This is a genomic window from Streptomyces sp. NPDC059874 (genome assembly GCF_042731135.1).
GTDB lineage: Bacteria > Actinomycetota > Actinomycetes > Streptomycetales > Streptomycetaceae > Streptomyces.
Genome location: NZ_JBHWJY010000085.1, coordinates 1 through 22,554, shown reverse-complemented (window position 1 = coordinate 22,554; position 22,554 = coordinate 1). Strand labels below are relative to the sequence as shown.

Annotated in this window: 26 protein-coding genes; 17 read left to right on the top strand and 9 right to left on the bottom strand. The window is 69.6% G+C overall.

Features of this window, described 5'->3' with window-relative positions:
* Complete coding sequence (locus tag ACFV9H_RS33905; RefSeq protein WP_385406004.1) at positions 1-1,428, top strand: FAD-dependent oxidoreductase; 1,428 nt, start codon at positions 1-3, stop codon at positions 1,426-1,428.
* Between the two features lie 28 nt (positions 1,429-1,456).
* On the opposite strand, the gene ACFV9H_RS33900 is transcribed toward ACFV9H_RS33905, so the two are convergent.
* A complete protein-coding gene (locus tag ACFV9H_RS33900) occupies positions 1,457-2,089 on the bottom strand; it encodes a response regulator (protein ID WP_385406040.1) in 633 nt (210 codons plus the stop codon).
* Positions 2,089-3,309 (bottom strand): sensor histidine kinase, encoded by a 1,221-nt coding sequence (locus ACFV9H_RS33895; RefSeq protein WP_385406001.1) that lies wholly within the window; start codon positions 3,307-3,309, stop codon positions 2,089-2,091. The genes ACFV9H_RS33900 and ACFV9H_RS33895 overlap by 1 nt, the downstream gene beginning before the upstream one ends.
* A 109-nt stretch (positions 3,310-3,418) precedes the next feature.
* On the opposite strand from ACFV9H_RS33895, the gene ACFV9H_RS33890 reads away from it, so the two are divergent.
* The 3 genes from ACFV9H_RS33890 to ACFV9H_RS33880 all read left to right on the top strand — a co-directional run bounded on the left by ACFV9H_RS33890 (position 3,419) and on the right by ACFV9H_RS33880 (position 7,436).
* On the top strand, positions 3,419-4,186 hold the full coding sequence (locus ACFV9H_RS33890) for an ABC transporter ATP-binding protein (protein ID WP_385405999.1): 768 nt from the start codon (positions 3,419-3,421) through the stop codon (positions 4,184-4,186).
* A complete protein-coding gene (locus tag ACFV9H_RS33885; RefSeq protein WP_385405996.1) occupies positions 4,186-6,567 on the top strand; it encodes an ABC transporter permease in 2,382 nt (793 codons plus the stop codon). The genes ACFV9H_RS33890 and ACFV9H_RS33885 overlap by 1 nt, the downstream gene beginning before the upstream one ends.
* Before the next feature lie 197 nt (positions 6,568-6,764).
* Positions 6,765-7,436 (top strand): DUF4097 family beta strand repeat-containing protein, encoded by a 672-nt coding sequence (locus ACFV9H_RS33880; protein ID WP_385399891.1) that lies wholly within the window; start codon positions 6,765-6,767, stop codon positions 7,434-7,436.
* Between the two features lie 107 nt (positions 7,437-7,543).
* Here ACFV9H_RS33880 and ACFV9H_RS33875 read toward each other — a convergent pair whose 3' ends face one another.
* Together ACFV9H_RS33875 and ACFV9H_RS33870 are read right to left on the bottom strand one after the other, a co-directional pair.
* A complete protein-coding gene (locus tag ACFV9H_RS33875) occupies positions 7,544-7,810 on the bottom strand; it encodes a hypothetical protein (RefSeq protein ID WP_385405993.1) in 267 nt (88 codons plus the stop codon).
* A gap of 142 nt (positions 7,811-7,952) precedes the next feature.
* Entirely contained in the window at positions 7,953-8,102 is a 150-nt protein-coding gene (locus ACFV9H_RS33870; protein ID WP_385405991.1) for a hypothetical protein, read from the bottom strand.
* Between the two features lie 331 nt (positions 8,103-8,433).
* Here ACFV9H_RS33870 and ACFV9H_RS33865 point away from each other — a divergent pair, with 331 nt between their 5' ends.
* From ACFV9H_RS33865 to ACFV9H_RS33855, 3 genes are all read left to right on the top strand, one after another.
* On the top strand, positions 8,434-8,880 hold the full coding sequence (locus ACFV9H_RS33865; protein WP_385405988.1) for a hypothetical protein: 447 nt from the start codon (positions 8,434-8,436) through the stop codon (positions 8,878-8,880).
* Between the two features lie 526 nt (positions 8,881-9,406).
* Complete coding sequence (locus tag ACFV9H_RS33860; protein WP_385405985.1) at positions 9,407-10,225, top strand: hypothetical protein; 819 nt, start codon at positions 9,407-9,409, stop codon at positions 10,223-10,225.
* 119 nt (positions 10,226-10,344) lie between these two features.
* Complete coding sequence (locus ACFV9H_RS33855) at positions 10,345-10,917, top strand: dihydrofolate reductase family protein (RefSeq protein WP_385405982.1); 573 nt, start codon at positions 10,345-10,347, stop codon at positions 10,915-10,917.
* Between the two features lie 349 nt (positions 10,918-11,266).
* On the opposite strand, the gene ACFV9H_RS33850 is transcribed toward ACFV9H_RS33855, so the two are convergent.
* The 3 genes from ACFV9H_RS33850 to ACFV9H_RS33840 all read right to left on the bottom strand — a co-directional run bounded on the left by ACFV9H_RS33850 (position 11,267) and on the right by ACFV9H_RS33840 (position 12,151).
* Positions 11,267-11,530: a hypothetical protein gene (locus ACFV9H_RS33850; protein WP_385405980.1), complete on the bottom strand. Its 264-nt coding sequence runs from the start codon at positions 11,528-11,530 to the stop codon at positions 11,267-11,269.
* Between the two features lie 28 nt (positions 11,531-11,558).
* Entirely contained in the window at positions 11,559-11,780 is a 222-nt protein-coding gene (locus tag ACFV9H_RS33845; RefSeq protein WP_385405978.1) for a hypothetical protein, read from the bottom strand.
* 113 nt (positions 11,781-11,893) lie between these two features.
* Positions 11,894-12,151 (bottom strand): hypothetical protein, encoded by a 258-nt coding sequence (locus ACFV9H_RS33840; protein ID WP_385405975.1) that lies wholly within the window; start codon positions 12,149-12,151, stop codon positions 11,894-11,896.
* Positions 12,152-12,502: 351 nt separating this feature from the next.
* Between ACFV9H_RS33840 and ACFV9H_RS33835 the strand changes: the two genes are divergently transcribed.
* From ACFV9H_RS33835 to ACFV9H_RS33820, 4 genes are all read left to right on the top strand, one after another.
* Positions 12,503-12,997 (top strand): carboxymuconolactone decarboxylase family protein, encoded by a 495-nt coding sequence (locus tag ACFV9H_RS33835; protein ID WP_385405973.1) that lies wholly within the window; start codon positions 12,503-12,505, stop codon positions 12,995-12,997.
* Positions 12,998-13,670: 673 nt separating this feature from the next.
* Complete coding sequence (locus ACFV9H_RS33830) at positions 13,671-14,072, top strand: hypothetical protein (RefSeq protein WP_385405970.1); 402 nt, start codon at positions 13,671-13,673, stop codon at positions 14,070-14,072.
* Positions 14,073-14,242: 170 nt separating this feature from the next.
* Positions 14,243-14,485 (top strand): hypothetical protein, encoded by a 243-nt coding sequence (locus ACFV9H_RS33825; protein ID WP_385405968.1) that lies wholly within the window; start codon positions 14,243-14,245, stop codon positions 14,483-14,485.
* Between the two features lie 295 nt (positions 14,486-14,780).
* Positions 14,781-15,137, top strand: coding sequence for a hypothetical protein (locus ACFV9H_RS33820; RefSeq protein WP_385405965.1), 357 nt, complete (start codon positions 14,781-14,783; stop codon positions 15,135-15,137).
* Between the two features lie 224 nt (positions 15,138-15,361).
* Here the strand turns inward: ACFV9H_RS33820 and ACFV9H_RS33815 are convergent, their stop codons facing one another.
* The gene (locus tag ACFV9H_RS33815) at positions 15,362-15,508 is read right to left on the bottom strand and encodes a hypothetical protein (protein ID WP_385405963.1); all 147 of its coding nucleotides are present in this window, start codon (positions 15,506-15,508) and stop codon (positions 15,362-15,364) included.
* A gap of 899 nt (positions 15,509-16,407) precedes the next feature.
* Between ACFV9H_RS33815 and ACFV9H_RS33810 the strand changes: the two genes are divergently transcribed.
* From ACFV9H_RS33810 to ACFV9H_RS33795, 4 genes are all read left to right on the top strand, one after another.
* Positions 16,408-16,866 carry an ester cyclase gene (locus ACFV9H_RS33810; RefSeq protein WP_385405960.1) on the top strand — a complete coding sequence of 153 codons (459 nt, stop codon included), beginning with the start codon at positions 16,408-16,410 and terminating at the stop codon, positions 16,864-16,866.
* The gene (locus tag ACFV9H_RS33805) at positions 16,863-17,468 is read left to right on the top strand and encodes a TetR/AcrR family transcriptional regulator (RefSeq protein ID WP_385405958.1); all 606 of its coding nucleotides are present in this window, start codon (positions 16,863-16,865) and stop codon (positions 17,466-17,468) included. The genes ACFV9H_RS33810 and ACFV9H_RS33805 overlap by 4 nt, the downstream gene beginning before the upstream one ends.
* A complete protein-coding gene (locus ACFV9H_RS33800; protein WP_385405956.1) occupies positions 17,465-18,448 on the top strand; it encodes an oxidoreductase in 984 nt (327 codons plus the stop codon). The genes ACFV9H_RS33805 and ACFV9H_RS33800 overlap by 4 nt, the downstream gene beginning before the upstream one ends.
* A 344-nt stretch (positions 18,449-18,792) precedes the next feature.
* Complete coding sequence (locus ACFV9H_RS33795; protein WP_385405953.1) at positions 18,793-19,089, top strand: hypothetical protein; 297 nt, start codon at positions 18,793-18,795, stop codon at positions 19,087-19,089.
* 72 nt (positions 19,090-19,161) lie between these two features.
* Here ACFV9H_RS33795 and ACFV9H_RS33790 read toward each other — a convergent pair whose 3' ends face one another.
* Positions 19,162-19,737 (bottom strand): TetR/AcrR family transcriptional regulator, encoded by a 576-nt coding sequence (locus ACFV9H_RS33790; RefSeq protein ID WP_385405950.1) that lies wholly within the window; start codon positions 19,735-19,737, stop codon positions 19,162-19,164.
* Between the two features lie 240 nt (positions 19,738-19,977).
* On the opposite strand from ACFV9H_RS33790, the gene ACFV9H_RS33785 reads away from it, so the two are divergent.
* Both ACFV9H_RS33785 and ACFV9H_RS33780 read left to right on the top strand, forming a co-directional pair.
* Complete coding sequence (locus tag ACFV9H_RS33785) at positions 19,978-20,817, top strand: SGNH/GDSL hydrolase family protein (RefSeq protein WP_385405947.1); 840 nt, start codon at positions 19,978-19,980, stop codon at positions 20,815-20,817.
* Positions 20,818-20,880: 63 nt separating this feature from the next.
* On the top strand, positions 20,881-21,678 hold the full coding sequence (locus tag ACFV9H_RS33780) for an SGNH/GDSL hydrolase family protein (RefSeq protein ID WP_385405945.1): 798 nt from the start codon (positions 20,881-20,883) through the stop codon (positions 21,676-21,678).
* Positions 21,679-22,554: the final 876 nt, after the last annotated feature.

Below are 22,554 nucleotides of genomic sequence, written 5' to 3'. Positions count from 1 at the left end.
GTGCACTCGAACCAACTCGATGAACAGGACGTACTGATCGTCGGCGCGGGCCCCACGGGCCTCACGCTCGCCGTGGACCTGGCCCGGCGCGGGGTGCGCGCCCTCGTCGTGGAGCGTGCCGACGGACTCTTCCCCGGCTCCCGCGGCAAGGGCATCCAGCCCCGCACCCAGGAGGTCTTCGACGACCTCGGAGTGGGCGAGGCGATCCGGGCGGCCGGCGGCCCCTACCCGATCGGCATGATCTGGCAGGACGGCCGCCGGCAGGGCGAGCACCGGATGTTCGACGAGAGCGACGAGGGCGGCGAGGACTCCGCGTACCGCGAACCCTGGATGGTCCCCCAGTGGCGCACCCAGGAGATCCTCGCCGCCCGACTGAAGGAACTGGGCGGCGACATCGCCTTCGGCCGCGAACTGACGAACCTCGACCAGGACCGGGACGGGGTCACGGCCGGCTTCGCCTCGGGCCCGCCCGTCCGCGCCCGCTACGCCGTCGCAGCCGACGGCGGCCGCTCCACCGTCCGGCGCGCACTCGGCATCACCATGACCGGCGAGAGCGTCGACCCGCACCCGATGTTGGTGGCCGACGTCCGCATCAGCGGCCTCGACCGCGACCACTGGCACGTCTTCCCGCCCACCGACACCGCCGGCTTCCTCGCGATCTGCCCGCTCGCCGGGACGGAAGACTTCCAACTGGTGGCCCAGTTCCCACGCACCACCGACGTGGACCCCTCCCTGAACACCATCCGCGCGGTCATCGCCGCCCGCTCGCACCTCGACCCCGCCGACGTGACCTCCGTCAGCTGGGCCTCGAACTTCCGCCCCAGGGCCGCCCTGGCCGACCGCTTCCGCGCCGGGCGCGTCTTCCTGGCCGGAGACGCCGCACACGTCCACTCGCCCGCCGGAGGCCAGGGGCTCAACACCAGCGTCCAGGACGCGTACAACCTGGGCTGGAAGCTGGGCGCCGTACTCCACGGCCGGGCACCCGAATCCCTCCTCGACACCTACGAGGAAGAACGCCTGCCCATCGCCGCCGACATGCTCGGCCTCTCCACCCGGGTCCACCGCGGCGAGGCCCGCCGAGGAGCAGCCACCCGACAGCTCACCCTCAACTACCGCGGCTCCTCACTCGCGGTGGAAACCCGCACGGACCTCCCCGACAGCGCCCTCCGCGCGGGCGACCGCGCCCCGGACGGCCTCCGCGACGTCCGCCTCTTCGACGAATTCCGCGGCCCGCACTGGACCCTCCTGGCCGTCGGCCCCTCCGCGGCCACGCCCATCCCGCCCCTGCCCACCCTCCACACCGTGCGCATCGCCTCCCACACGACCTACGGGGACGGCCTCTTCCTCATCCGCCCCGACGGCTACATCGGCTGGGCGGGCGACTCACCCGCACACCTGGCCCCGTACCTCTCCCACACCGGCGCCTGATCCCCTGCGCTCTCGGGACGGGGCCCCGTCAGGCCCGCAGGAAGGCGAGGACCGCCAGCACCCGCCGGTGGCCGTCGGTGTCCACCGGCAGGTCCAGCTTCGCGAAGATGTTCCCGATGTGCTTGTTCACGGCCGCTTCGCTGATGAACAGGTGCGCTGCGAGACCGGCGTTGGTACGGCCCTCCGCGATCAGGCCGAGCACCTCGCGCTCCCGGGGGCTGAGCCGCTCCAAGGGGTCCTGGCGCAGCCGTACGAGCTGGTGGATCACCTCCGGGTCCACCACCGTCCCGCCGGCGGCGACCCGCTCGATCGCGGCCGTGAAATCGGCCACCGCGCTCACCCGCTCCTTGAGCAGGTAGCCCACCCCGGCGCCGCCGCCGGAGTCCAGCAGGCCCAGCGCGTAGGAGCGTTCGACGTACTGGCTGAGGACGAGCACGGGCAGACCGGGGAACTCCCGGCGCAGCCCCACCGCCGCCCGCAGACCGTCGTCGCCCATCGACGGCGGCATCCGCACATCGGTGACGATCAGGTCGGGCCGGTCGGCGCGCACGGCCGCGACCAGGGCGTCGGCGTCACCCACCGCCGCCACCACCTCGTGGCCGACCCGTTGCAACAGCCCGACCAGGCCCTCGCGCAACAGCACGGCGTCTTCCGCCACGATCAGGCGAAGCGACACGGAACCTCCACATGCAGCAGGGTGGGACCACCGACCGGGCTCGACACCCGCATCCGGCCGTCGAGCGCCGTGACCCGGTCGGCGAGCCCGGTCACCCCGCTGCCCGCCTCCGGATCGACACCGCCACGACCGTCATCGGTGATGTCGAAGATCAACAGATCGGAATGGTAGCGACCACGTACCTTCGCGGTCGTGGCCCCGCTGTGCTTGGCGATGTTCGTCATGGCCTCGTTGATCACGTAGTACATCGTCGTCTCCAGCTTCCTGGGCAGCCGCTCGGGCAGCCGCAGGTCCACCGTGACCGGGATCGGGAACCGGCCGGCGTAGTCCTCGACCGCCGCGACCAGCCCGTGATCGGCCAGCACCGGCGGATTGAGCCCCCGGATCAGCGCCCGCAACTCCTGGTGCGCGGTGGAGAGTTGCCCTTCCGCCTGGGTGAGCAGCTCGGCCTGGGGCGAGCCCTCCGGCGTGTCCAGCCGCAGCATCGCGAGGGTCATCCCCAAGGAGACCAGCCGCTGCTGCGCCCCGTCGTGCAGATCGCGTTCGATCCGTACCCGCTCGGCGTCGAAGGAGTCCAGCAGACGGGACTGCGAGGCGCGCACCTCGCGCAGCTCCTCCCCGAGCTCCCGGTCGCGCGGGGCCAGGAAAGTACGGGCCATGGCGGCCCGCGCTCCCGCCCACGAGGTCACCGTGTAGGGCGAGGCGAGCAGCACGATCACGCCGAAGACCGTCCACGGCCAGGTCTCGCCGTCCACCGAGGCGATGGTCACGGCGGGCACCCCGAAGGAGAAGCCCAGGACCAGCAGGTCCAGCCACCACAGGGCCGCCGCCGAGACCAGCGTGAACATCAGCTCGCGCCAGGTCACCTGCTCCTTGAGCCGGGTGGCCACCCAACTCCTCGGACCGGGCTCGTCCGGCCGGCGGTGCGGATCGGGCAGGTGGTCGAGGTCCACCAGCCGCAGTCTGCGGCGTTCCACCGAAGCCACCACGGTGGAGGCGAGCACCAACCCCACCAGGGGCGCGACGCCGATCAACACCACCAGCAGCGCGAGCCCCGCCGCCAGACCGGCGGCGAAGACCATGACGGCCGCCGCACCGACCACGACGCCCCCGGTCAGATAGGCCAGGGACCGCCACGGCCAGCTCGATGTCAGGAAGCTCAAGGGACGCTGAGCCATGGCCTGCCAGGCCGTTGTGGGAGCCATGGCCCCACCGTAACCCGGCCTCTCCGACCTGCGGGGTAGAGCTGCCTCTACCTCCGAAGTAGAGGGTGGATCAGTGCCCCGCCCACCCCTCGTGCCATGGAATCGACCCATGACGACAACGAGGCAAACCTCCGTACACGACGCGGTCGAACTCCAGGGCGTGCGCAAGGTCCACGGCGCCGGCGACCGCTCGGTGACCGCGCTGGACGGCGTCTCCATCGGCTTCCCGCGCGGCACCTTCACCGCGATCATGGGCCCGTCAGGCTCCGGAAAGTCCACCCTGCTGCAGTGCGCGGCGGGACTGGAGCAGCCGACCGACGGACGGATCGTCCTCGCCGGCGTGGACATCGGCCGGCAGACCGAGAAGGAGCGCACCAAGCTCCGCCGCGACCACATCGGATTCGTCTTCCAGGCCTTCAACCTCGTCGAGTCGCTGACGGCCGCCCAGAACGTGGAACTGCCGTCCCGGTTCGCCGGTCGCCGGGTCGGCCGCGAGCAGGTCGCGAACGCGCTCGCCGCGGTCGGTCTGGCCGAGCGCGCCGGCCACCGCCCCAGCGAGCTCTCCGGCGGTCAGCAGCAGCGCGTCGCCCTCGCCCGCGCCCTGGTCACCCGGCCCGACGTGCTCTTCGCGGACGAGCCCACCGGCGCCCTGGACACCACCACCTCCCGCGAGGTCCTGCAGATGATGCGGATGCTCGTCGACCAGGAGGGCCAGACCACCCTGATGGTCACCCACGACCCGGTGGCGGCGGCCGTGGCCGACGTCGTCGTCTTCCTCAAGGACGGCCGGATCGCCGACCGCGTCCCGATGAACCGGGACCCGGACGGCGACAACGCCGCCGCGATCGCCGCCCACATGGCCCGGCTGGAGGCGTGATGCTCATCCTCGCGAACGTCCGCGAACGCTGGTCCGCGTTCCTCGGAGCCTTCATCGCCGTCCTGATCGGCGTGGCCCTCATCACCACCACCCTCGTCATCCACGACTCCTCCCGCCCCACCGTCCAGCCCCGGTACGCCGGCACCGCCGCCCTGGCCCTGCCCGAGCAGGCCCTCGACACGGACGGCAGCCCCGAGGACCGGATCCCGTGGAGCAAGGCCGAGGCCGAGCCCCTCCTGGCCGAACTCGACGCGGTCCCCGGAGTGGCCGCCGCCGTCGTGGACCGCTCCTTCTACGCCCAGGCGATCGTCGGCGACGAGCCCGTCACCGACGAGGGCGCCCTGGAATCCGGCCACGGCTGGGGCAGCGCCCGGATGGCGCCGTACGAGCTGGTCTCCGGCCGGTCCCCGAGCGGCGACCGCGAGGTCGTGGTCGATCGCGCCCTGGGCACGGCCGTGGGCAGCGAACTCACCATCAACATCACCGCGGGCCGCGAGCGGTTCACCGTCGTCGGCACCGTCGACGGCCCCGGCTACTACTTCAGCGAGGCGTTCGCCGCCCGACAGCAGCCCGGCGTCAGCGCCATCGCCCTGATCGCCGACAAGGGCGCCTCCGCCTCCGCGATCGCCTCCGGCGCCCGGAAGATCCTCGCGGGCAAGGGCACCGTGGTCTCAGGTGACGGCCGCTCCGAACTCCAGCCCGCGTACATCGAGCACAAGCGCTTCCTCGGCGTCCAGCTCATCAGCGCCATGGCGATCCTCGGCCTGTTCACCACCGTCTTCGTCGTCGCCTCCATGCTGGTCCTGGCGACCGGCCTGCGCCGCCGGGAGATCGGCCTGCTGCGCACCATCGGCGCCGGCCCCGACCAGGTCCGCCGCATGATCCTCGGAGAGGCCGCCGTGGTCGGCGTGCTCGGTTCGATCGCCGGCTGCCTGGCCGGTGTCGCCGCCACCCCGCTCCTGCGGAACATCCTGACCGACCTGGACGTGACCCCGCCGAACCTGGGGATCACCATCTCCGCCTGGCCGCTGCTCACGGCCTCCGCGATCGGCGTCGGCGTCAGCGTCCTCGGCGCCTGGGCCGCCGGCCGCAAGGCCGCACAGGTGGCCCCGATCGAGGCCCTCCTCGACAGCCGGTCCGTCAACAAGGGCATGGGACGCGGTCGTTGGACCGCCGGCCTGACCGTCCTCGGCACCGGCGTCGTCCTCGCCATCGGCACCGCCACCACCGGCGCAGACAACCGGATCAACATGGCGATCTTCGCCACCATGACGCTCGTCGTCGCGGCGGCCCTGCTGACCCCCGTCTTCGTGGGCCCCGTCGGCCGCGCCCTGACCGCGCCGTTCCAGCGGCACGGTTCGGCCGGTCCGGTCCTGATCCGGGCCGAACTCGTCGCGGGCTCCCGCCGCGCCGCCTCCCTGGTGGCCCCCGTGATCGCCGCCGTCGGCTTCGCGGTCCTGCTCAGCGGCATCGTGGAGACGATGCGAGTGGCCTACCCGGCCGGCGAGGCCCTCAAGGTCGCGGGCCAGACGATCGTCACCCCGGCCGGCACCCCCGGCAACACCGACGAGGTCGTCGCCGCCAACCCCGTGGGCAAGGCCTCCCTGCCGACCCGCGCCTTCATCACCGCAGCCGCCGACAAGCCGATCGTCCTGGACGTCCTGGGCACCCGCGACCAGCAGTGGAACACCCCGGGCGAGGCCGTGCTCGGCGAGCGGACCGCCAAGGACCTGGGCCTGAAGCAGGGCCGGACCGTCACGGTCCGGTTCGCCGACGGCGCGAACGTCCCCCTGCTGATCGGCGCGGTCCTGCCCGACGACCCGGCCCGCGGCGACTTCGTGCTCCCCCGCGACCTGGTCCGTGCCCACGACCCGGCCGCGCTCACCGACGACATCTTCGTCCCGGCCGGCGCCAAGGCATCCGACGCCGTCCCCGGCACCGCACTGCACGACGCCGCGGAGTACGCCCTGGCGGACTACGACACGGACTCCAAGCTCACCGACAGCCTGGCCGACATGCTCATCGTCATCGCCGTCGGATACAGCGTGATCGCCGTAGCCAACAGCATGGCCATGGCCGCCCACGCCCGACGCCGCGACTTCGCGGTGATGAAGTCCGCCGGCGGCACCGTCCGCCAGCTGCTCCTCCTCGCGGTCGGCGAGACCGCGATGGTCGTCCTGGTCGGCGCCGCCCTCGGCGTCCTGGTGACGCTGCCCCCGCTGGCGGGCATGGCCTCGGGCCTCTCACAGGCCACCTCGGCCGACGTGGGCCTGCACCTGAACACCGCGGCCATCACCATGGCGGTCATCGGCACCCTGCTGTCGGCGATCGCGGCCGGGGTCACGGTCACGTGGAAGACGATGCGGAGGCAGTCGGCATAACGTCTCCAGATAGCGTTCATTCGCGATCCATTGCAACGATCGCGCGGCCGCCATTGCGTTAACTCAAAGACCCATCGCAACGATTTTCTCACTCTGACCTGCATTAATAACGACTCCACGCAATGAAGTCGTTGCCAAACTCCTGAACGCAACGTAGCTTTTCGTCCATCGGAAACGACGAGCTCAAGGAGAGCACGATGCAGAAGTTCGACACCCCCGCCACGATCGCCGCCGTTCTGGACGTCCCGGCGGGGCGTATCCGGTTCATCGCCGCGGACCGGGCCGACACCACGGTGGAGGTCCTGCCCGCGAACGCTTCGAAGAGCAGTGACGTGAAGGCGGCGAAGGAGACGACGGTCGAGTTCGGTGACGGGGTCCTGCGGATCGCGGGGGCCCCGGTGAAGAACCGGATCCTGGGGAACTCGGGTTCGGTCGAGGTGACGGTGCAGCTGCCGGCCGGTTCCCGGGTCGAGGCGAAGACGGCCGCGGGCGAGTTCCGCGGCGTCGGGCGGCTCGGTGACGTCGACTTCGAGGGCGCGGCCGGTTCGGTGAAGCTCGACGAGACCGCGGAGGCCCGGCTCAGTCTCCAGGCCGGTGAGATCTCGGTGGGCCGGTTGGGCGGTCCCGCCCGGATCAGCACCCAGCAGGGCGACATCCGGATCGCCGAGGCCATGCGTGGCACGGTCGAACTGCGTACCCAGCAGGGCGGGATCACGGTCGGCGCCGCTCGCGGAGTCTCCGCCTCCCTGGACGCCGGCACCGGCTACGGCCGGATCCACAACTCGCTCCAGAACGCCGAAGGCGCCGCGGCCGGCCTGAGCATCCACGCGACCACCTCCTACGGCGACATCACCGCCCGCAGCATCTGACCGCCCGACCAGCCCGAAGCAGCCGTGGCAGTGCGGGGCGGGCCACTGAGGAGATCTGCCCGCCTTCGGGTGGAGCTCCTGAAACCGCCCCGTCGGCCGTCGCCGTCTCAGGCCGTGATCTTCCCGCGTACCCCGATCAGGGCGTCCTCGAGGGTTTCCGCGACGTCCTCGTGCCCGGTGAACCCGTCGTCCGTTCCGGGGTCGACGGTCCAGCCCCATCCGCTGCCGTCGTCGCCGTCGATGGTGGCCGTGTGGTCGCCGCTGTGCACGCTGATGGACAGGTTCCCGCCGGGGAAGGCGGTCACGTCGGCGTGGGCGGTGTCCCCCAGAACGCGCCGTACGGCGTCACGGGCGGCCTGTGCGGTGGTGGTCACGATGGTGCACTCCTCTTGGATGACGGCGGAGGTCGAGGTTCATGGCGTTCCGGTGCGCCTGCTGGTGATCCTCAGGTTCCCACCGAGGGCTGCGTAGATCACGTTTCCTTGGCCACCGCATTGAGCGTGGCGCCCGCCCCATTCAGGTCGCAGTGCCGGCTCCATGCAGCGCAGCTCGGACCAGTGGGGCATCGACGGTGGGGATGGCGATTTCCCAGTACTGGTCGGCGTCTTGCAGGGACAGCAGGCAGAACTGGTTCTTGTCGATCGCGTGACTCCCCGCGCCGGTCACGGGGCCTGCTCCGTGGACGTGGAACGGAGCGACCAGGGCGATGCCTTCACCGGATCGGCGGAAGAGCCGGAGCGGCAGCCACACCACCGGTGATGGCGCGGCGGGATCGAGAACGCCCGTCTGATGCGCAGACGATACAGCTGCGTACTGAACGCCGATTTCCGCAGGACGGGCAGACAAGTAGAACGCCGCTGGTGGGCCGGCCTTTTCCCCGCCCCTCCCCGGAGGGGGCCTGGTCCCTGCGGTTCCGTCTCCTCCCTGGGGAGGAGTGCGTAGTTGTGTCTCCCCTGTTTCGATAGCGGGTGGAGAAACTGGGCTGAGGGGGCCGGCTGTGCTGGGTCTGCTGCTGGAGTTGGGTGTTGGAGCTCTGCTGACGTGGGGTGATGAGCGTCGGAAGGCCAAGCGCCAAGCTCGTGACTTTGCGGCGGGGGCGGAGGTGCGCTTCGTGGCCTGCCTTCTCGGCGACCGGCCGTACTGTCGGAGTGCGTCTTTGGTTTTCCTCTGGGCCTCGCGATCCACGCTTCACTTCACGCCGACGGAGTTCGGTGAGCTTCATCGAAGCCCGATCCCGGTGGATCGGTTGGAAGTGCTTCGGGTCCGGCCGCGAGCGCGCACGGATTCCCGGTTGGTTCAGTGGGGCTGGGAGGTGGCCGAGTGCCGTGACGGCGACTCCGTGGTGCTGATCGGGTGTGCTCCCGCTTCCATGCGACACCTGACAGCCGTGCTCAAGGACCAGGACCCCAAGGGACCGCACGCCGAACAAACAGGCGTCGCCTGACCCCCGCAACAGCGGGGTTCGGCCTGGAGCCCCCGCCGCCGCCCCGGGGGTGAGATCCCGGTCGTACGATCTCTGGCGTGATCCGTCCTCTCTCAGGCCCTCCTACGTGGAGGCATCCCCTCGCTGCGTTCGCGCTGACTCTCCTGATAGCCACCTGTTGGTACGGGCTACAGCCGGTCTACCCGGACTGTGTTTTCTTCTCCAGCGGGGCACTGAATCCGAGCCAGGCTTATCAGCAGGCAATCGAGTCAGGACAGTGCGAGCCATCCCACGCACGCTGGACCACCTGGACCGATTGACCTGACGACTGCCCTGACGCCTTGGGCCTGGCCAGACCGGCGAGGTCGTGTGCACCTGAACGCTGCGCGCCGGGCAGGTCCCGCTCAGCTTTCGCGGATCACCTCGCGGCCCGGATGACGATGGCTGCGAGGTGCAGTCCGGCGCGGGTCGACACCCAGCGCCCCGGCCGGACGGGCGCGCGGCAATCCGTTCGCGTGGCGCATTTCCGGCCACCTACGGTCTGCGCATGACGAGGACCACGCCGGCCAGACCGGTATCCGTGGAGGCCGTGTTCCCGGAACTGGCCGCCCACCGGGGCCGGACGACCCGACTGCACCCCCGTCCGGGACGACCCGGCATGCGCGACAGCCATGTCGGCGGGCCGATGCTGTGGCCGTACGACGAGCCGTGGCCGGTCTGCGACGAGCCCCACCGGCACGAGACCGAGGGGTATCCGCCGGACGACATCCGCAGCGCCCGGGCCGCAGGCGCATGGCCCCGGAGCCGGCCGTGGCCCGGCGCCGGCACGCCGCCCGGGAAGGACGGACCGGTCCCGTTCGTGGGCCTCGCCCAGTTGTTCCGCCGGGACGTCCCGGCCCTGGCGGCCGGTCCCGACAGCGCGGACCTGCTGCAGCTCTTCCGCTGCCCGTTCGCCCACGGTTCCCACCTGGAGCGCCACTACCGCCTGCGGTGGCGGCGCGCCGCGGAGACCGAGCGCGCGGAACGCTTCCTCGCCGCTCCACCCGAAGTGCCCGTGCTGCCATGGGAGCACGAACTCCCCGAGCCGTGTGTCCTGCATCCCGAAGAGGTGGACGCCGGCTCGCACAGCTGGATGCCGCTGGAGGACCGCGACCCGTCCCTGCGCGGGAAGGCCTCGATCCAGGGCGGCCCGTCCGCTGCCCAACCCACCCGCCTCCGCTTCGGCCGGGACCGGGACCTGGCACGTCTTCACCTGCCCGGCCGCCCCCGGCCACCCGCCCCAATGGGTGCTCTCCTAGGGCGTTCCAGGGCTGCGGACTTGACCCGCACGTGCACTGGGAGTGGAAAAGTGAGCGACGGCCGATGAGTTTCCTCGTGATCAGCAGTCAGAGTTCATGGTTGGTGCACCGCAGGCACGAGTGTGGTCGAAGCGTGCACCGGCCGAACCTGCTGAGAACCGGTTACGAGACAGCGAGGAACCTCAAGATGCGTACTCTGATCACCACCGCCTTCATCTCCCTCGACGGCGTCGTGGAGGCGCCCGGCGGCGAGCCCGGTTACCGGAACTCGGGGTGGACCTTCAAGGACGTCGAGTTCCTCCCCGAGGCCTTCGAGATCAAGGGACGGGAGCAGAAGGAAGCCACCGCGATCCTGATGGGCCGGACCAGCTACGAGGCGTTCAGTCCGGTGTGGCCCGACATGGAGGAGTTCGCCGACTACAAGGTCATGCCGAAGTACGTCGTCTCCACCACCCTCACCGAAGACGACCTGGTGTCGAACTGGGGCGAGACGACGATCCTGCGCTCACTCGACGAGGTCGCCGCGCTGAAGGAGACCGAGGGCGGCCCGATCATCGTCCACGGCAGCGCCTCCCTGAACCAGGCCCTTTCGGACGCCGGCCTGATCGACCGCTACCACCTGGTCGTCTTCCCCCTCCTGCTCGGCGCGGGCAAGCGGCTCTTCAGCGCCACCGACAAGGACACCCAGAAGCTGAAGCTCGTCGAGCACGAGGTCTATGCCAACGGCCTGCAGAAGAACGTCTTCGACGTCGTCCGCTGACAAGCCTCCCGCGCTCGTGCGCGCACATCCAGGCGGAGTGCAGACAGGACGCGACCAGCCGGCGCCGACGCGAACGGCGAGAAGATCCGCGAGGTCAGCGCTACGGCAGCGGTAGTCGCCGTACTTGGACAGCCGGCGGTCAGCGGCCAGGTGCGCCGCGAGTGCTTCCCGGAGCGGTGGGGCGAGGTGTCCGTGGCGGGCGAGTGCGCTCAGGGCGGTGGTGAACGTCCGAGGCAGCGGCCCGTCGGCGGCGACCTTGTCTCGCAGGGCTTCTCGTACCGCGGGCAGCAGCACTCCGGCGTGTGCGTGCAGGGGCCGGAGTACGTCGGCGACGTCCGGCTGCCGTCGGTCACCGGGGAAACAGCCCCGGCCCCGCATGTCCCGGCAGGGCGCGTGGGTCCCCGATCCGGGTCAGGGCCCACCGTGCGTGGTCACCGACGGTGCCGTCGAGGAGGGCGGCGAGCCGGTCGGCGTACGGGGCCGCCCGGTGTCCGAGCACCGCCGGCAGCACGGCCGCGGCCGCGGACAGCCGGGCCACCAGCAGCGGCCACGCCGCGTCCAGCGCGCACCGGCGCAGCTCCGCATCGCCAGTACTCGCAGCACCGGGTGCCACTCCAGCAGGAGGGCGGTCCGGCCGGCGATCAGATGCAGCGCGGCCCGCCCCACCAGGGAACCCCGGCCAGGTTCGGCCGTGCGGCCGTATCCGGGTCGAGCGCGAGATCCACCAGGAACGGCAGCGCGGCCGTGCCTACGCCGGTGACCCGTCCCAGGAGGAGCTCCCGCAGGTCGCCGTAAGCCCGGTCCACGGCCTCGGGCCTGGCGTTGGCGTCCGCTCGGGCGATCCGGCGCAGCACCTTCGGCACGTCGGTGGCCGGGTGGTCCGGCCCCGTACCGACGGACCGGTCGAATCGCAGGGCGCTCGACCGCCACGTGGCGGTGTCCGGCTGCCGGCAGGCGCACAGCGACAGGGACTGCGTCAGCTGCCGGGAGGGCCGGGCAGCCGACGGAGTTCGACCAGAGCCACCGAGATCTTCACTGCGGTCGAAATCGTCAGGGCCTGCAGAAACGGCATACCCATGAGCCACAGGGCCACCATCATGACCGTGAGCACCAAGAATGCCGGTAGCAGATTGGTTCGCCTGATCACACTCCGCAGGTGTCCGGCCCCGCTCCGACGCTGATCCACCGCACTGATCGGGCGTGCGCTGACGCCTTCCTCCTCGGCTTGCGGCATTGGCTGTTGCCCTTCCCTCGCGTTCGTCTCCGGCGACGAGTCTTGGGTGCGCCCCGGCGGACTGCCACCGCTGCCACTCGTGCCCGCCGCCATCCGAGGTACGGGTTCACCTCACCGGCGGCCGACATGGCGTGCGCGGTGGAGGCCAGGTGCCCAGAGCGCTCTGCGCGGGGCACCTTTGGCTCGGGCCCCGGCGCAGGGGCACCACGCCGCGTTGACCACGGTCGTGGCCGCGGCCCTCGGGGGCTCGTCGGCGCCGCGCAAAGATTTTCCGCCCGCCTGTCACACTTCCGGGCGCCCATCCGTCAGTGCTGTGTAGACGCCAACACGGTGACCTGAAGGAGAGCAGCCATGACGAACACCAACAACCCCATCTCCCGCATGCCCAACCCCGGCGAGTTCGTCCCCGAGCTCGCCGACATCAGCGCGGCCCTCTTCCGCGCCACGGGCAACCGCTCTGTGCCGCGCAGCACGATGAGCCTCGTCCACCTGCGTGCCGGCCAGATCGTCGGCAACACCTACCTGACCATCCTGAACACCGCTTTCCTCCGCAAGGCCGGGGTGTCCGAGGAGCGCATCACCGCCGTCTCCTCCTGGCAGGACGCTCCCTACTTCACCGGTGCGGAGCGGGCGGCCCTCGCCCTGGTGGAGGCCACCCTCCAGCCCGCCCCGCACGGCAGGGAGCGCGTCTCCGACGAGCTGTACGCCGAGGTGGCGAAGCACTACGACGACAAGGCGCTGGCCACCCTCACCATCGCGATCGGCCAGATCAACTTCTTCATCGCCCTGGCCGTCATCGGCAAGCCCCAGCCGGTCGCCTCCCTCGCCGACCAGCAGTGGGACTGATCCCGGTCCACGGAGCCACGCAGCGCGGCGAGGACTCGGACCAGTGGCAGCTAGGCGCCGCTCCTCTTCGCACCCCTCCACGGTCAGGCCTCGGTCGCTCGCCTCGGCCAGGGTGAGCCGGTACACCACCGGGCGAACACCTGCTCGTCATCCACCGAGGCGACCAGGGCGGGTTCCCCACGCCTCGGCCACCTGGGGCCAGATACAGCCGGCGGTCCGCCGGGACTGCCATGCCCAGTCTGGGTGGGCCGAACGCTTCGACGTAGTCGCGGATTGTCAGACTGTGCCGGTACCGGGTGGCGCGTGCTCAAGGGTCGGCAGGGTAGGGCATGCGGATCGGCATCACTCCCAGGATGAGGTTCGCGCAGAACCTGTTCCACCGCGACTGACCAGCCGTGCGGACCTGGTGTCTGCTCCGCCAGCTGGTCACGGACAAGACGGGCTGTGAAGGCGGCCGCCTCTGCGGGATCGCTGGTCTCCAGGGCGATGTGGCCTTCACGGACTGGGTGGGCGATCACCAAGTAGGCGTCGGCAGCAGCCAACATCGCGGGGAAGGGTTCGTGGCCCCAGCCTCCCCAGGTCTCCGACTCGGACATGTTGAGCTGGTCCATCGAGAACCACGGATACATGCCGCGTAGCAATGGTTCGTTTGCGTCCCGGCACGATGATGTTCATGGAATTCTCTGAGGGAATACACGTCCTCGCGGCCGAGGAGGCCGGGCCTGTTCTTGAGGACCTGTCTGCCGATGGGGCGAGGGTCTTCGAGGTGGACACAGGCGGGTCGACAGACCAGGAGTCGATCATTCGCGGGTTCGGCGACGTTGTACCTCTCGAACCGCCGGTGCACGGGCGGAGCTGGGAGGCTTTCGGCGACTCACTGTGGGAAGGTCTGCGTCTGCTGGGTGAGGAGCGCATCGTCCTTGCGGTACGCGGGGAGTTTTGGGTGACCAAGCCGTGCGGTGCGGTTCAGGATGCGTTGGACGTTCTGGGGCATGTGGTGGAGCTTCTGGGGGATGAGCGCGCCATCATGGGTGCCCCGGTGGCGTTGTGCGTCATTCTCGTTGCCGCAGGCTGACGCCAGAGCCCGCGCACTTCAGCGGTCTCCACCCCTGACCGCCTCACCCCCGGCACGGTACGCGAGCTGAGCGGCGTGACCGCGGTCGCTGCCGGTTGCTCGTTCAGCCTCGCTCTGCTGTCCAACGGCACTGTCAGGGCAGCGTCGGTCAGCTCGGAACGGCAACACCGGTGGCGCCGGCGGCACCCCCATCACCGTCGTCAACCTCACCGGCGTCCGAGACATCTCCGCCCGGCGGTAACCACAGCCTGGCGTGCCTGTCCGGCGGCACTCGCAGAGCCTGGGGCGGCAACAACGCTGGGCAGCTCGGCAACGGGAGCACCACCAACAGCGGCACCCCCGCCACCGTGCGCACCGGCATCGGCACCATCACCCGCATCGCCGCGGGCGGTGAATGGAGCCTGGCCGCCTGAGGCCCCCGCAGCACCCCAAAAGAACCGGGCCGAGTGGCCCGCTGCGGCCTCCGCGGGGCCTGTGCCGAGCCGGCGGCGGCCGGGGGAGCGGGGCGCGGCCGCGGCCCTTGGCGGCCGCCAGCGCCTCGTGGCTTCGTTCACGAGAACGGGTTCTGGCGTTCCGTGGATCCCCCTCGGCCTGGTTCGCGTCAGCGTCGATGCACGTCGTGTCGGCGCCCGGTGTCGGGCCAGCCTGGGCCGGGTATGCCCCGCCCCGGCAACACCCAGCAGCGGGTGGGGAAATGAGGGGGCTGCGATGAGACGCGGGAGCGTGGACAAAGGCTGTCTGGGCATTGGGCTGGTCTTCCTGCCCTTCGCCCTCGGGCTCGGGTATGTGCTGGTGATGGCGGCCTGGCGGCTCGGACGCTACCTCTGGACCACAGGCGGGCCACGGCTCGCGGAAGGCGACCCGGCAGCGTGGACCGTCCTCGGCATGGTCCTCTTCCTCAGCGCGGTGATCGCCCTCATCCACTGGCACGCCGGCCGCGACGGCGGACCCAACCCGGTTCCCGGCCGGGCCATCCACCAAGGGGAAGACTGGTACTGGGAAGCCGAACCGATCGAGTACCCACCCAAACGGAAAACCGACACCCAGCCCCCACCCACCCCATAACCCGACGCCACCCGCAGAACACCGCCCCCGGCGACACACCCGGGTGAGAACACGACGCGTTGATGCGCTCGCGGAGGAGGTGGTGACGTTCGAGCAGATCGTGCTCTACGGGGTGGCCGAGCTGCCGGGCTGGGAATATCCGCCGCATGGCCATGGCTACCCGCGTTCGTAGGTGCTGGGGCAGCCGCGTGCCGGGTTTCGTTGACGAAGCCGCTGCGGTCAGGTCAGAGGAGCGGCCCCGTCCAGTTGAGCATGTCGTTGGTGTTCGCGGCCAGGTAGCACGGGTTGGGGTGTTGCTCGTGGAAGTCCTTGCGTGTGCCGTTCCATGTACCGGTGATCTTGACGTCGATTTCGGCGTAGCACTTGTCCACTTGTCCACTTGGCCTTGCCGTCGGTGTGCGTTGTTGCTGGACAGCGGGGTGCGGTGTCTATGGCGGCTCAGCTCGCCACAGCGACATTCACGGCAGCCTCCACGACCCAACCGGCCACCGCACACGTCCGTGATCTGGGCCCGGACGGCACGACGCTCACGCTTCACGACCAGGGGCTGCGCCGGGGCTGCATGACCCACCCTGTTCCCGCCTGGGCCCGTCCCCTGCTGAGGGCAGTCTCCTTCAGCGGATCGGCGCCGGCACGGGCGGACGCTGTTCAGCGATCCGCTGGGAAGCGAAGGGTTGCCGTCCTTGATGTCCTTCGCTCCGTACCCGCCTCCGCACACGCTTCAGCCTCCGCGCTGAGGCTCTGCAGTCGTTTGCCTGGTGTCGGCGATCAGTGAAAGTGAGCAGTCGTCACGCTGCTGACCTGGTGTTGTGCAGTTTGGTTGAGCGGGGTGTGGGCCTGCCGGCTCACTGAATCTGCGCAGAGTCCGGAGCGCGCGAACGGTTGGCCTGCGGAGTTTCCAGCTGTGGGCACGGTTGTGCAGGTTGGTTGGGTGCTGCGCGGCTTCACTGATCGGTGGTGGGTGGTTGCCGTCGGTCGCGGTGCGGGAGTGAAGACTCACGTGCCTCAGCCCCGGAGCTCCGGGCGGTCGGGGTCGGGATGCCTACGGGTGATGCCGGCATGGCCGGCCGGCCTGAGGGGCGCCGGCGCGGAGAGCGGGCGCAATAGACCCTCACGGGGCATGCGCCGGGCCGACTGGCTCCGTTCCTGTCCCGCAAGGCACTTCCGGGCGGTCAGCCGATCCAACTCGTTGCCCAGCAGGACCGGTCCACTATTGGTTACACCGTACACAGCGTGTACGGTGTAACCAGATCGACGACCGGAGGCTCTGATGTCCCACCCGACTGTTGCGCACGCGTTCGCCGCTTTGATGAACGGCCACGACCCCGACGCCGTGGACGGCTTCGTGGCCGAGGACTACGTCAACCACAACCCCTACGTCGAGGACGGCCGCGAGGCCAACCGGGCGTTCTGGGGCCGCTGGTTCGCCGCCTTCCCCGATACCCGTGTCACCCTCGAGGACGTCATGGTCGACGGGGACCGGGTGGCCGGCAGGTTCACCTACCGCGCGACCCACCTGGGGTCGCTGCTCGGAGAGGAACCCACGGGCCGCCCGGTGGAGATGCGGTCGCTGGACATCTGGCGGGTACGGGGTGACGGCATGGCGGTCGAGCACTGGGACGAGCTCAACACCGTCGAGTTCTTCACCCAGCTGGGTCTGTCGGCGCCGATGAGCATGCCCGGTGAGCCCGCCGGACTGCGGAGCCGGGAAGAGGGCGACGCGGCATGACACCTCCCGAGCAGGGAGCCAAGCCCTCTCCTTCCCGGCTGCGCCGGGAGCGGGAACGAGCTGAAGCGCGGGCCGAGATCCTGCAGGCCGCCCGTGAGATGGCCCGCGCCGATGGCTGGGAGTCGGTGAGCATGCGCCGCCTGGCCGACCGGATCGGTTACTCCGCCAACTACGCCTACCGCTACTTCAAGGGCCGCGACGACATCCTGCTGGCCTTCGTCAAGGACGGTTTTGTCCGGCTCGCCGGCATCATGCGCTCGCGCGGTACGTCGGTTCAGACGGCCGCGGCCGCCTACCTGGACTTCGCGCTCGACGAGCCGGACCTCTACCAGGTGATGTACGGCCTCGGCGGCGTCCACGTGCCCGCCGCCGAGACCGTCACCGAAGGTGCCGAGGTCGGCGCCGTGATCGCGGACGCCCTGGGGATCACGGACCCCCACGACGACCGCATCGCCCGCATTTGGGCCACCGCGCACGGCCTCGCCGCCCTGCACGCCATCCGCAAACTCCCCGTCGACCGAGCCCACCTGCACCGGCTGCTGGCCGCAAGCGTCGACGACCTGCTCCGCACCCCGCAGCGATCAGATGGAGACTCCCGATGACCACAGCCCTCGCCGTCCCCGGCCGGTGGACGGCCGACGACATCCCCGACCAGACCGGCCGCACCGTCGTGGTGACCGGCGCCAACAGTGGCCTGGGCTACATCACCGCGCGGGAACTCGCCCGCCACGGCGCCTACGTCATCCTCACCGCGCGAAACGCGGACAAAGGCAGATCCGCGCTGGACAGGCTCCGCGCAGAGCTCCCCGAATCCGCCGTGGAACTGCGCGCCCTGGACCTGGCCGACCTGGAGTCGGTCCACGTGTTTGCCGACGCCCTCGACACACCCGTGGACGTACTCGTCAACAACGCGGGGATCATGATGCCGCCGCGCGCCCTCACCAAGCAGGGGTTCGAGTCCCAGTTCGGTACCAACCACCTGGGGCACTTCGCCCTGACCGGCCTGCTGTTGGAGCGGCTGCGGGCCGGAAGCGACCCGCGTGTGGTGACGGTCTCCTCGACCCTGCACAAGAACGGAGCCATCCACTTCGACGACCTCGACGGCTCACGCTCCTACACACCGCGCGGGTTCTACGCCCAGTCCAAATACGCCAACGTGCTGTTCGGCCTGGAACTGGACCGGCGACTGCGCGCGAACGCCGTCCCGGTCCGCAGCGTGCTGGCCCATCCCGGATACTCGGCCACGAACCTCCAGTCCTCCGGACCGACAGGGCTACTCAAGGCGATCCTCAAGGTCACCAACCGGCTCGTCGCCCAAGACATGGAGACGGGCGCCCTCAACCAGCTCTACGCCGCCGCAGCCCCGAACGCCCAGGGCGGCCAGTTCATCGGACCAGACGGACGCAACGAGGCGAAGGGCCACCCCACCCTCGTACGACCGGCCGAATCCGCCACCGACCCCGAAACCGCCCGCCGCCTGTGGGACCTGTCGGAGCAGCTCACAGGAGTCCGCTACGACTTCGCTGTCCGGCCTACCAGCCCGCCCACCGCCGCCGACCCCACGCCAACAGCGTCACGGTGACCACATGCCCCGAACTCCTCAACCAAGTAAATCTGCGCAGGGGCTGGTCGCACGGGCCCGTTTGACCTGTGGTTTTTGTCGATCGAGGTGCGGCTGTGCAGGTTGGTTGAGCAGTGCGCAGGTTCATTGGTCCGCGACACCTGGTCTCGTTGGTCATTGAAACTGAGCAGTCGTCATGCTTCTGACCGGGGGTTGTGCAGGTTGGTTGAGCGGCTTGGTGCTGTGGTGGCTCACTGGATCTGCGCAGTGTCTGGGTGTGGCAGCCGTCTGACCTGCGGCGTTTTGCGGCCTGGCTGTGGTTGCTCAGGTTGGTTGAGCGCTGCGCAGTTTCAGTGATTCCCGGTATGTGGCGTACGGAGCAGTTCGGTGATGCCATCAGGGGTGTCGGTGACGACGGTGAGTTTCTTCGGGTTCAGTCGGACCAGTCCGTCGCCGTGCTCGAGGTTCAGGAATCTGGCGTGGCTGGTCATGTTGCTGCTGACGTAGCCGAGGCTACGGGTGAGCTTGTCGTCGACGGCCTCGTTGTCGAGCTGTTCTTCAAGGCCTTGGCCGAGTTGCCGTGCGATGGCGACGTCCGCTTGGAGGCGGTGGAGGTGTCCGCTGTCGGGTGTGGTCTGAGCTGGCCGGCGCCGATCCTGTGACCGGCCGCTTGAGCCTGTTGCCTCGGCGTTTGGCTTTCCGCGGCGGTATGGGAGCCGGTTCGTCGGGGCCGGTCACATGAGGGGTCTGACGACTGCTCGGGCGAGGGCTGCTGCGCATGAGCGCGGGGCGGCGGGGGCGTTCGGTCCTTCGGCGTAGTAGCGCAGGAAGGCTTCCTGGAAGCAGGCGCCGATCAGCAGGGATGCGGAGGCGTCAGGGTCGGCGTCCGGTGCCACGCGCCCGAGTTCCTGTTCGACGCGCAGGTAGGCGGCGAAGCCTGTGACTGCCTTTTCGGGGCCGCCGCCGTGCCGGCTCATCGCTTCCCGGTGGGCGGCCATCCGCTGCGGATCTGCGAGGAGCGCCCCCAGCATGGGGATCGACGCCTGGTAGAAGTCCAGTACGGCGTGAGCCAGTTCGGTGAGGTTGTCCTCGACATCGCCCGTGCCTGGGCGGACCGATACCCGGGACAGGCCGGGCACCCTCTCTTCGAGGACGGTGAGCAGCAGCCGCTCCTTGTCTCCGAAGTACTTGTAGAGCGTGGGCTCCGAGACCTTCGAAGCCTGGGCGATCTCCTTGGTCGTGGCCTGTGCGACACCGCGGGTGCGCAGGATCTCCGCGGCCGCGTCGAGGATCCGCTCTCGCGTGCTCATGGCGCTTCCCTTCCTCACCGATTGACAGGTTAGTGAACACTAGCCACCATAGGGGCTAGTGTTCACTAACCCCTGGAGGTTCACCATGTGCATTGCCGTCTTCGGTGCAGTCGGCAGCGCCGGACAGCACCCCATCAGCCAGACGCCCGCCGCCGGTCAGGTACGCGGCGGCCATGCCGTCTTTGCCGCGCCGACTGCCCCGGCCGCCGTGGGCAGCACCGTCGCACCGGGGTGCTGACCATGAGGAAACCGGGCACGAAGAAGCGAATCGTCATCGTCCTGTCCCTGCTGCTCGTCGGCCTGCTCGGCGCCGCGGGCACCGTCGGCTACCTCACCTTCCTCCGCTCGCCCGCCAACCCGCCGGCCGAAGCCTGCGCCGACGGGCCCGAGCCAGGAGAGCGTCCCGTTGTCGTCGCTGCGGGCGCCAGCATGACCCAGGGCACGCAGGGCGCGGACTGGGTGGGAGCCCTGCGCGAGCGGCCCGAGTTCCGGGGATACGAGATCGTCAATGCCGGCGTCAACGGCAGCACCAGTGCCGACCTGCGTGAGCGGATCGATACCGATGTCGTGGCGTGTGGCCCGGACGCGGTCACTCTCCTGGTCGGCACCAACGACGTCCGCAACGGCGTACCGGTGCAGGAGTACAAGGAGAATCTCGGCGCGATCATCGACCGGGTCCGAAGCCGGACCTCAGCCCGTATCGCGCTCATGTCCCTGCCGCCGCTCGGCGAGGACCTGGATGCCGACATCAACCACAAGCTCAGTGCCTACAACGCCGCGATCAAGGAGACGGCCACCCGCACCCAGGCCGTATATCTGCCCGTTCATGAACGGATGGCCGAGATTCTCCGGCAGCGCGGGGGCAACGGAACGTCCTACGACTTCAGCTTTGCACTGGCCTACAGTGCGGCGGCCGAGCACTACCTGCTCCGCCGCAGCTGGGACGAGGTGGCCCGCGGCAACGGCCTTGAACTGCTCGTCGACCACATCCACCTGAGCGACCGGGGTGGGGCGATCGTCACCGGCCTGGCCGCCCAGTGGCTCTCCGCAGACGACAGCCCCGCCACGAGCCGGCCGTAAACAAGGCCCACAGCACCGCGGAAAACCAACCTCCCCCGCAGCCGGGATCTGGAAGGGAAACACGTGAGCACCCTGCACACTCGCACCACCCATGTCATGTGCCTCGGCGACAGCCACACCCGCGCCCAGGTCGGCGTGGACTACATCAGAATGCTCAAGGAGCGCACCGCCGGGCGCCCCTATGTCTTCACCAACGCAGGCGTCAACGGCGACCTCGCCTACAACCTGCTGCAGCGCCTCGACTCCGTCATAGAGCAGCAACCGGACATCGTCACCGTCCTGATCGGCACCAACGACGCCAACGCGAGCCTCAGCGAGAAGAACACCCGCATGATGACGAAGATGAAGAAGCTGCACGTCACACCGACGATCGACTGGTACCGAGAGAACCTCGCCATCATCGCGGCCCGATTGTCCGAGGAGACCGACGCCCGGGTGGCGCTGCTGTCGCTGCCCGTGCTCGGTCAGGAGATCGACTCCGAGCCCGTCCGGCGGGCCGGCGAGTACAGCGAGGTGGTCAAGGAAACAGCCGCAGCGTACGGCGTCTCGTACCTGCCGCTGTACGAACGCCAGCTCCAGCATCTACGGACGGTCGGCCGCAGCCCCGGCATCGCCTTCAGGGACGGCCGAACACTGTCCAGCCGGGCCGCAATGCAACACTTCCTGCTGGGCCGCTCCTTCGACAGCATCGCCCGGCGACGAGGTCTGGAGCTGACGACGGACTTCATCCACCAGAACAGCCGCGGAGCCGCGATGATCGCGGACCTGACCGAGGACTTCCTCCGCATCAGCAAGGAGGAAGCGGACAACACGAAAGCAGCGAGTCGCTCGAACGGACGCTGCTCCGCTGCGACGAAGTGATCATGACTATTGACTCAGTGGTTCTGCGACGGCGTGTGGACGACCTCGAATCGGCCGTGCGCTTCTATGAGGGATCAACTGGTGAGCCGGCGGTCCGGTTTGAGTTCGCAGGGCTGAAGCTGGCCGGCACGGGCCGTCGCGGAGCGGTTCGCCGGGGTGGCAGCTACCTCGTCAGTCCCGGATCTGGACTCCACGGTCGCAGTCGGCGAGGCGGCGGGCGCTGAGGGGATTGCCGCTCCTTCGGTCACGCCGAACGGACCCGGGCGGTCTTGCGGCACCCGGACGGAGGGGTCTTCGAGTACGTCAGTCAGTGATGTCACCGGTCGGTGAAACTGGCTACGCGTCAGGTGCTATTCGGCGGTGGTTCTTCAGAGTCTCGGTGTTTCGTTTTCAGTAGACGCTGAGTCCTGTGGCCTGGTGCTTTGCTGCGGGACGATGGTCTTGCTGAAGACGTGACGCCGATCTACTGATGAAGCGCTCCGCCGAAGCGAGGGTGTGGTTGGCGCCGAGTCTTTACGCACGGGGGATCCAGTGAGGGCGGTTGTCCGCACTGTCGGCAGCTGATCTGCGCTATGAGCCGGCAGCATGCTGACCGTCACGCGGGAGTGGGAGGAACCTCCGCGAGTGGTCAAGCAGGTGCTGCGCCATGCCCGGGCTGGGGAGATGCGGATCTGCTGGGACCTGCTGACCCGTGTCACGGGTGGCTCTGTGCTGACCGGTGAGGCCCCGGAGTTTGCTCCGCCGGCCGAGGAGCCTGAGCTCTACCTGCATTTCCTGGTAACTAAGGGCTGTCCCGTAACTGCTGGTCACGGGTGAGATGATCTTGCGGTGGCTGGTGTGATCACGGCGTCTGAGCCGTCCTGGATAGCCCCGTTC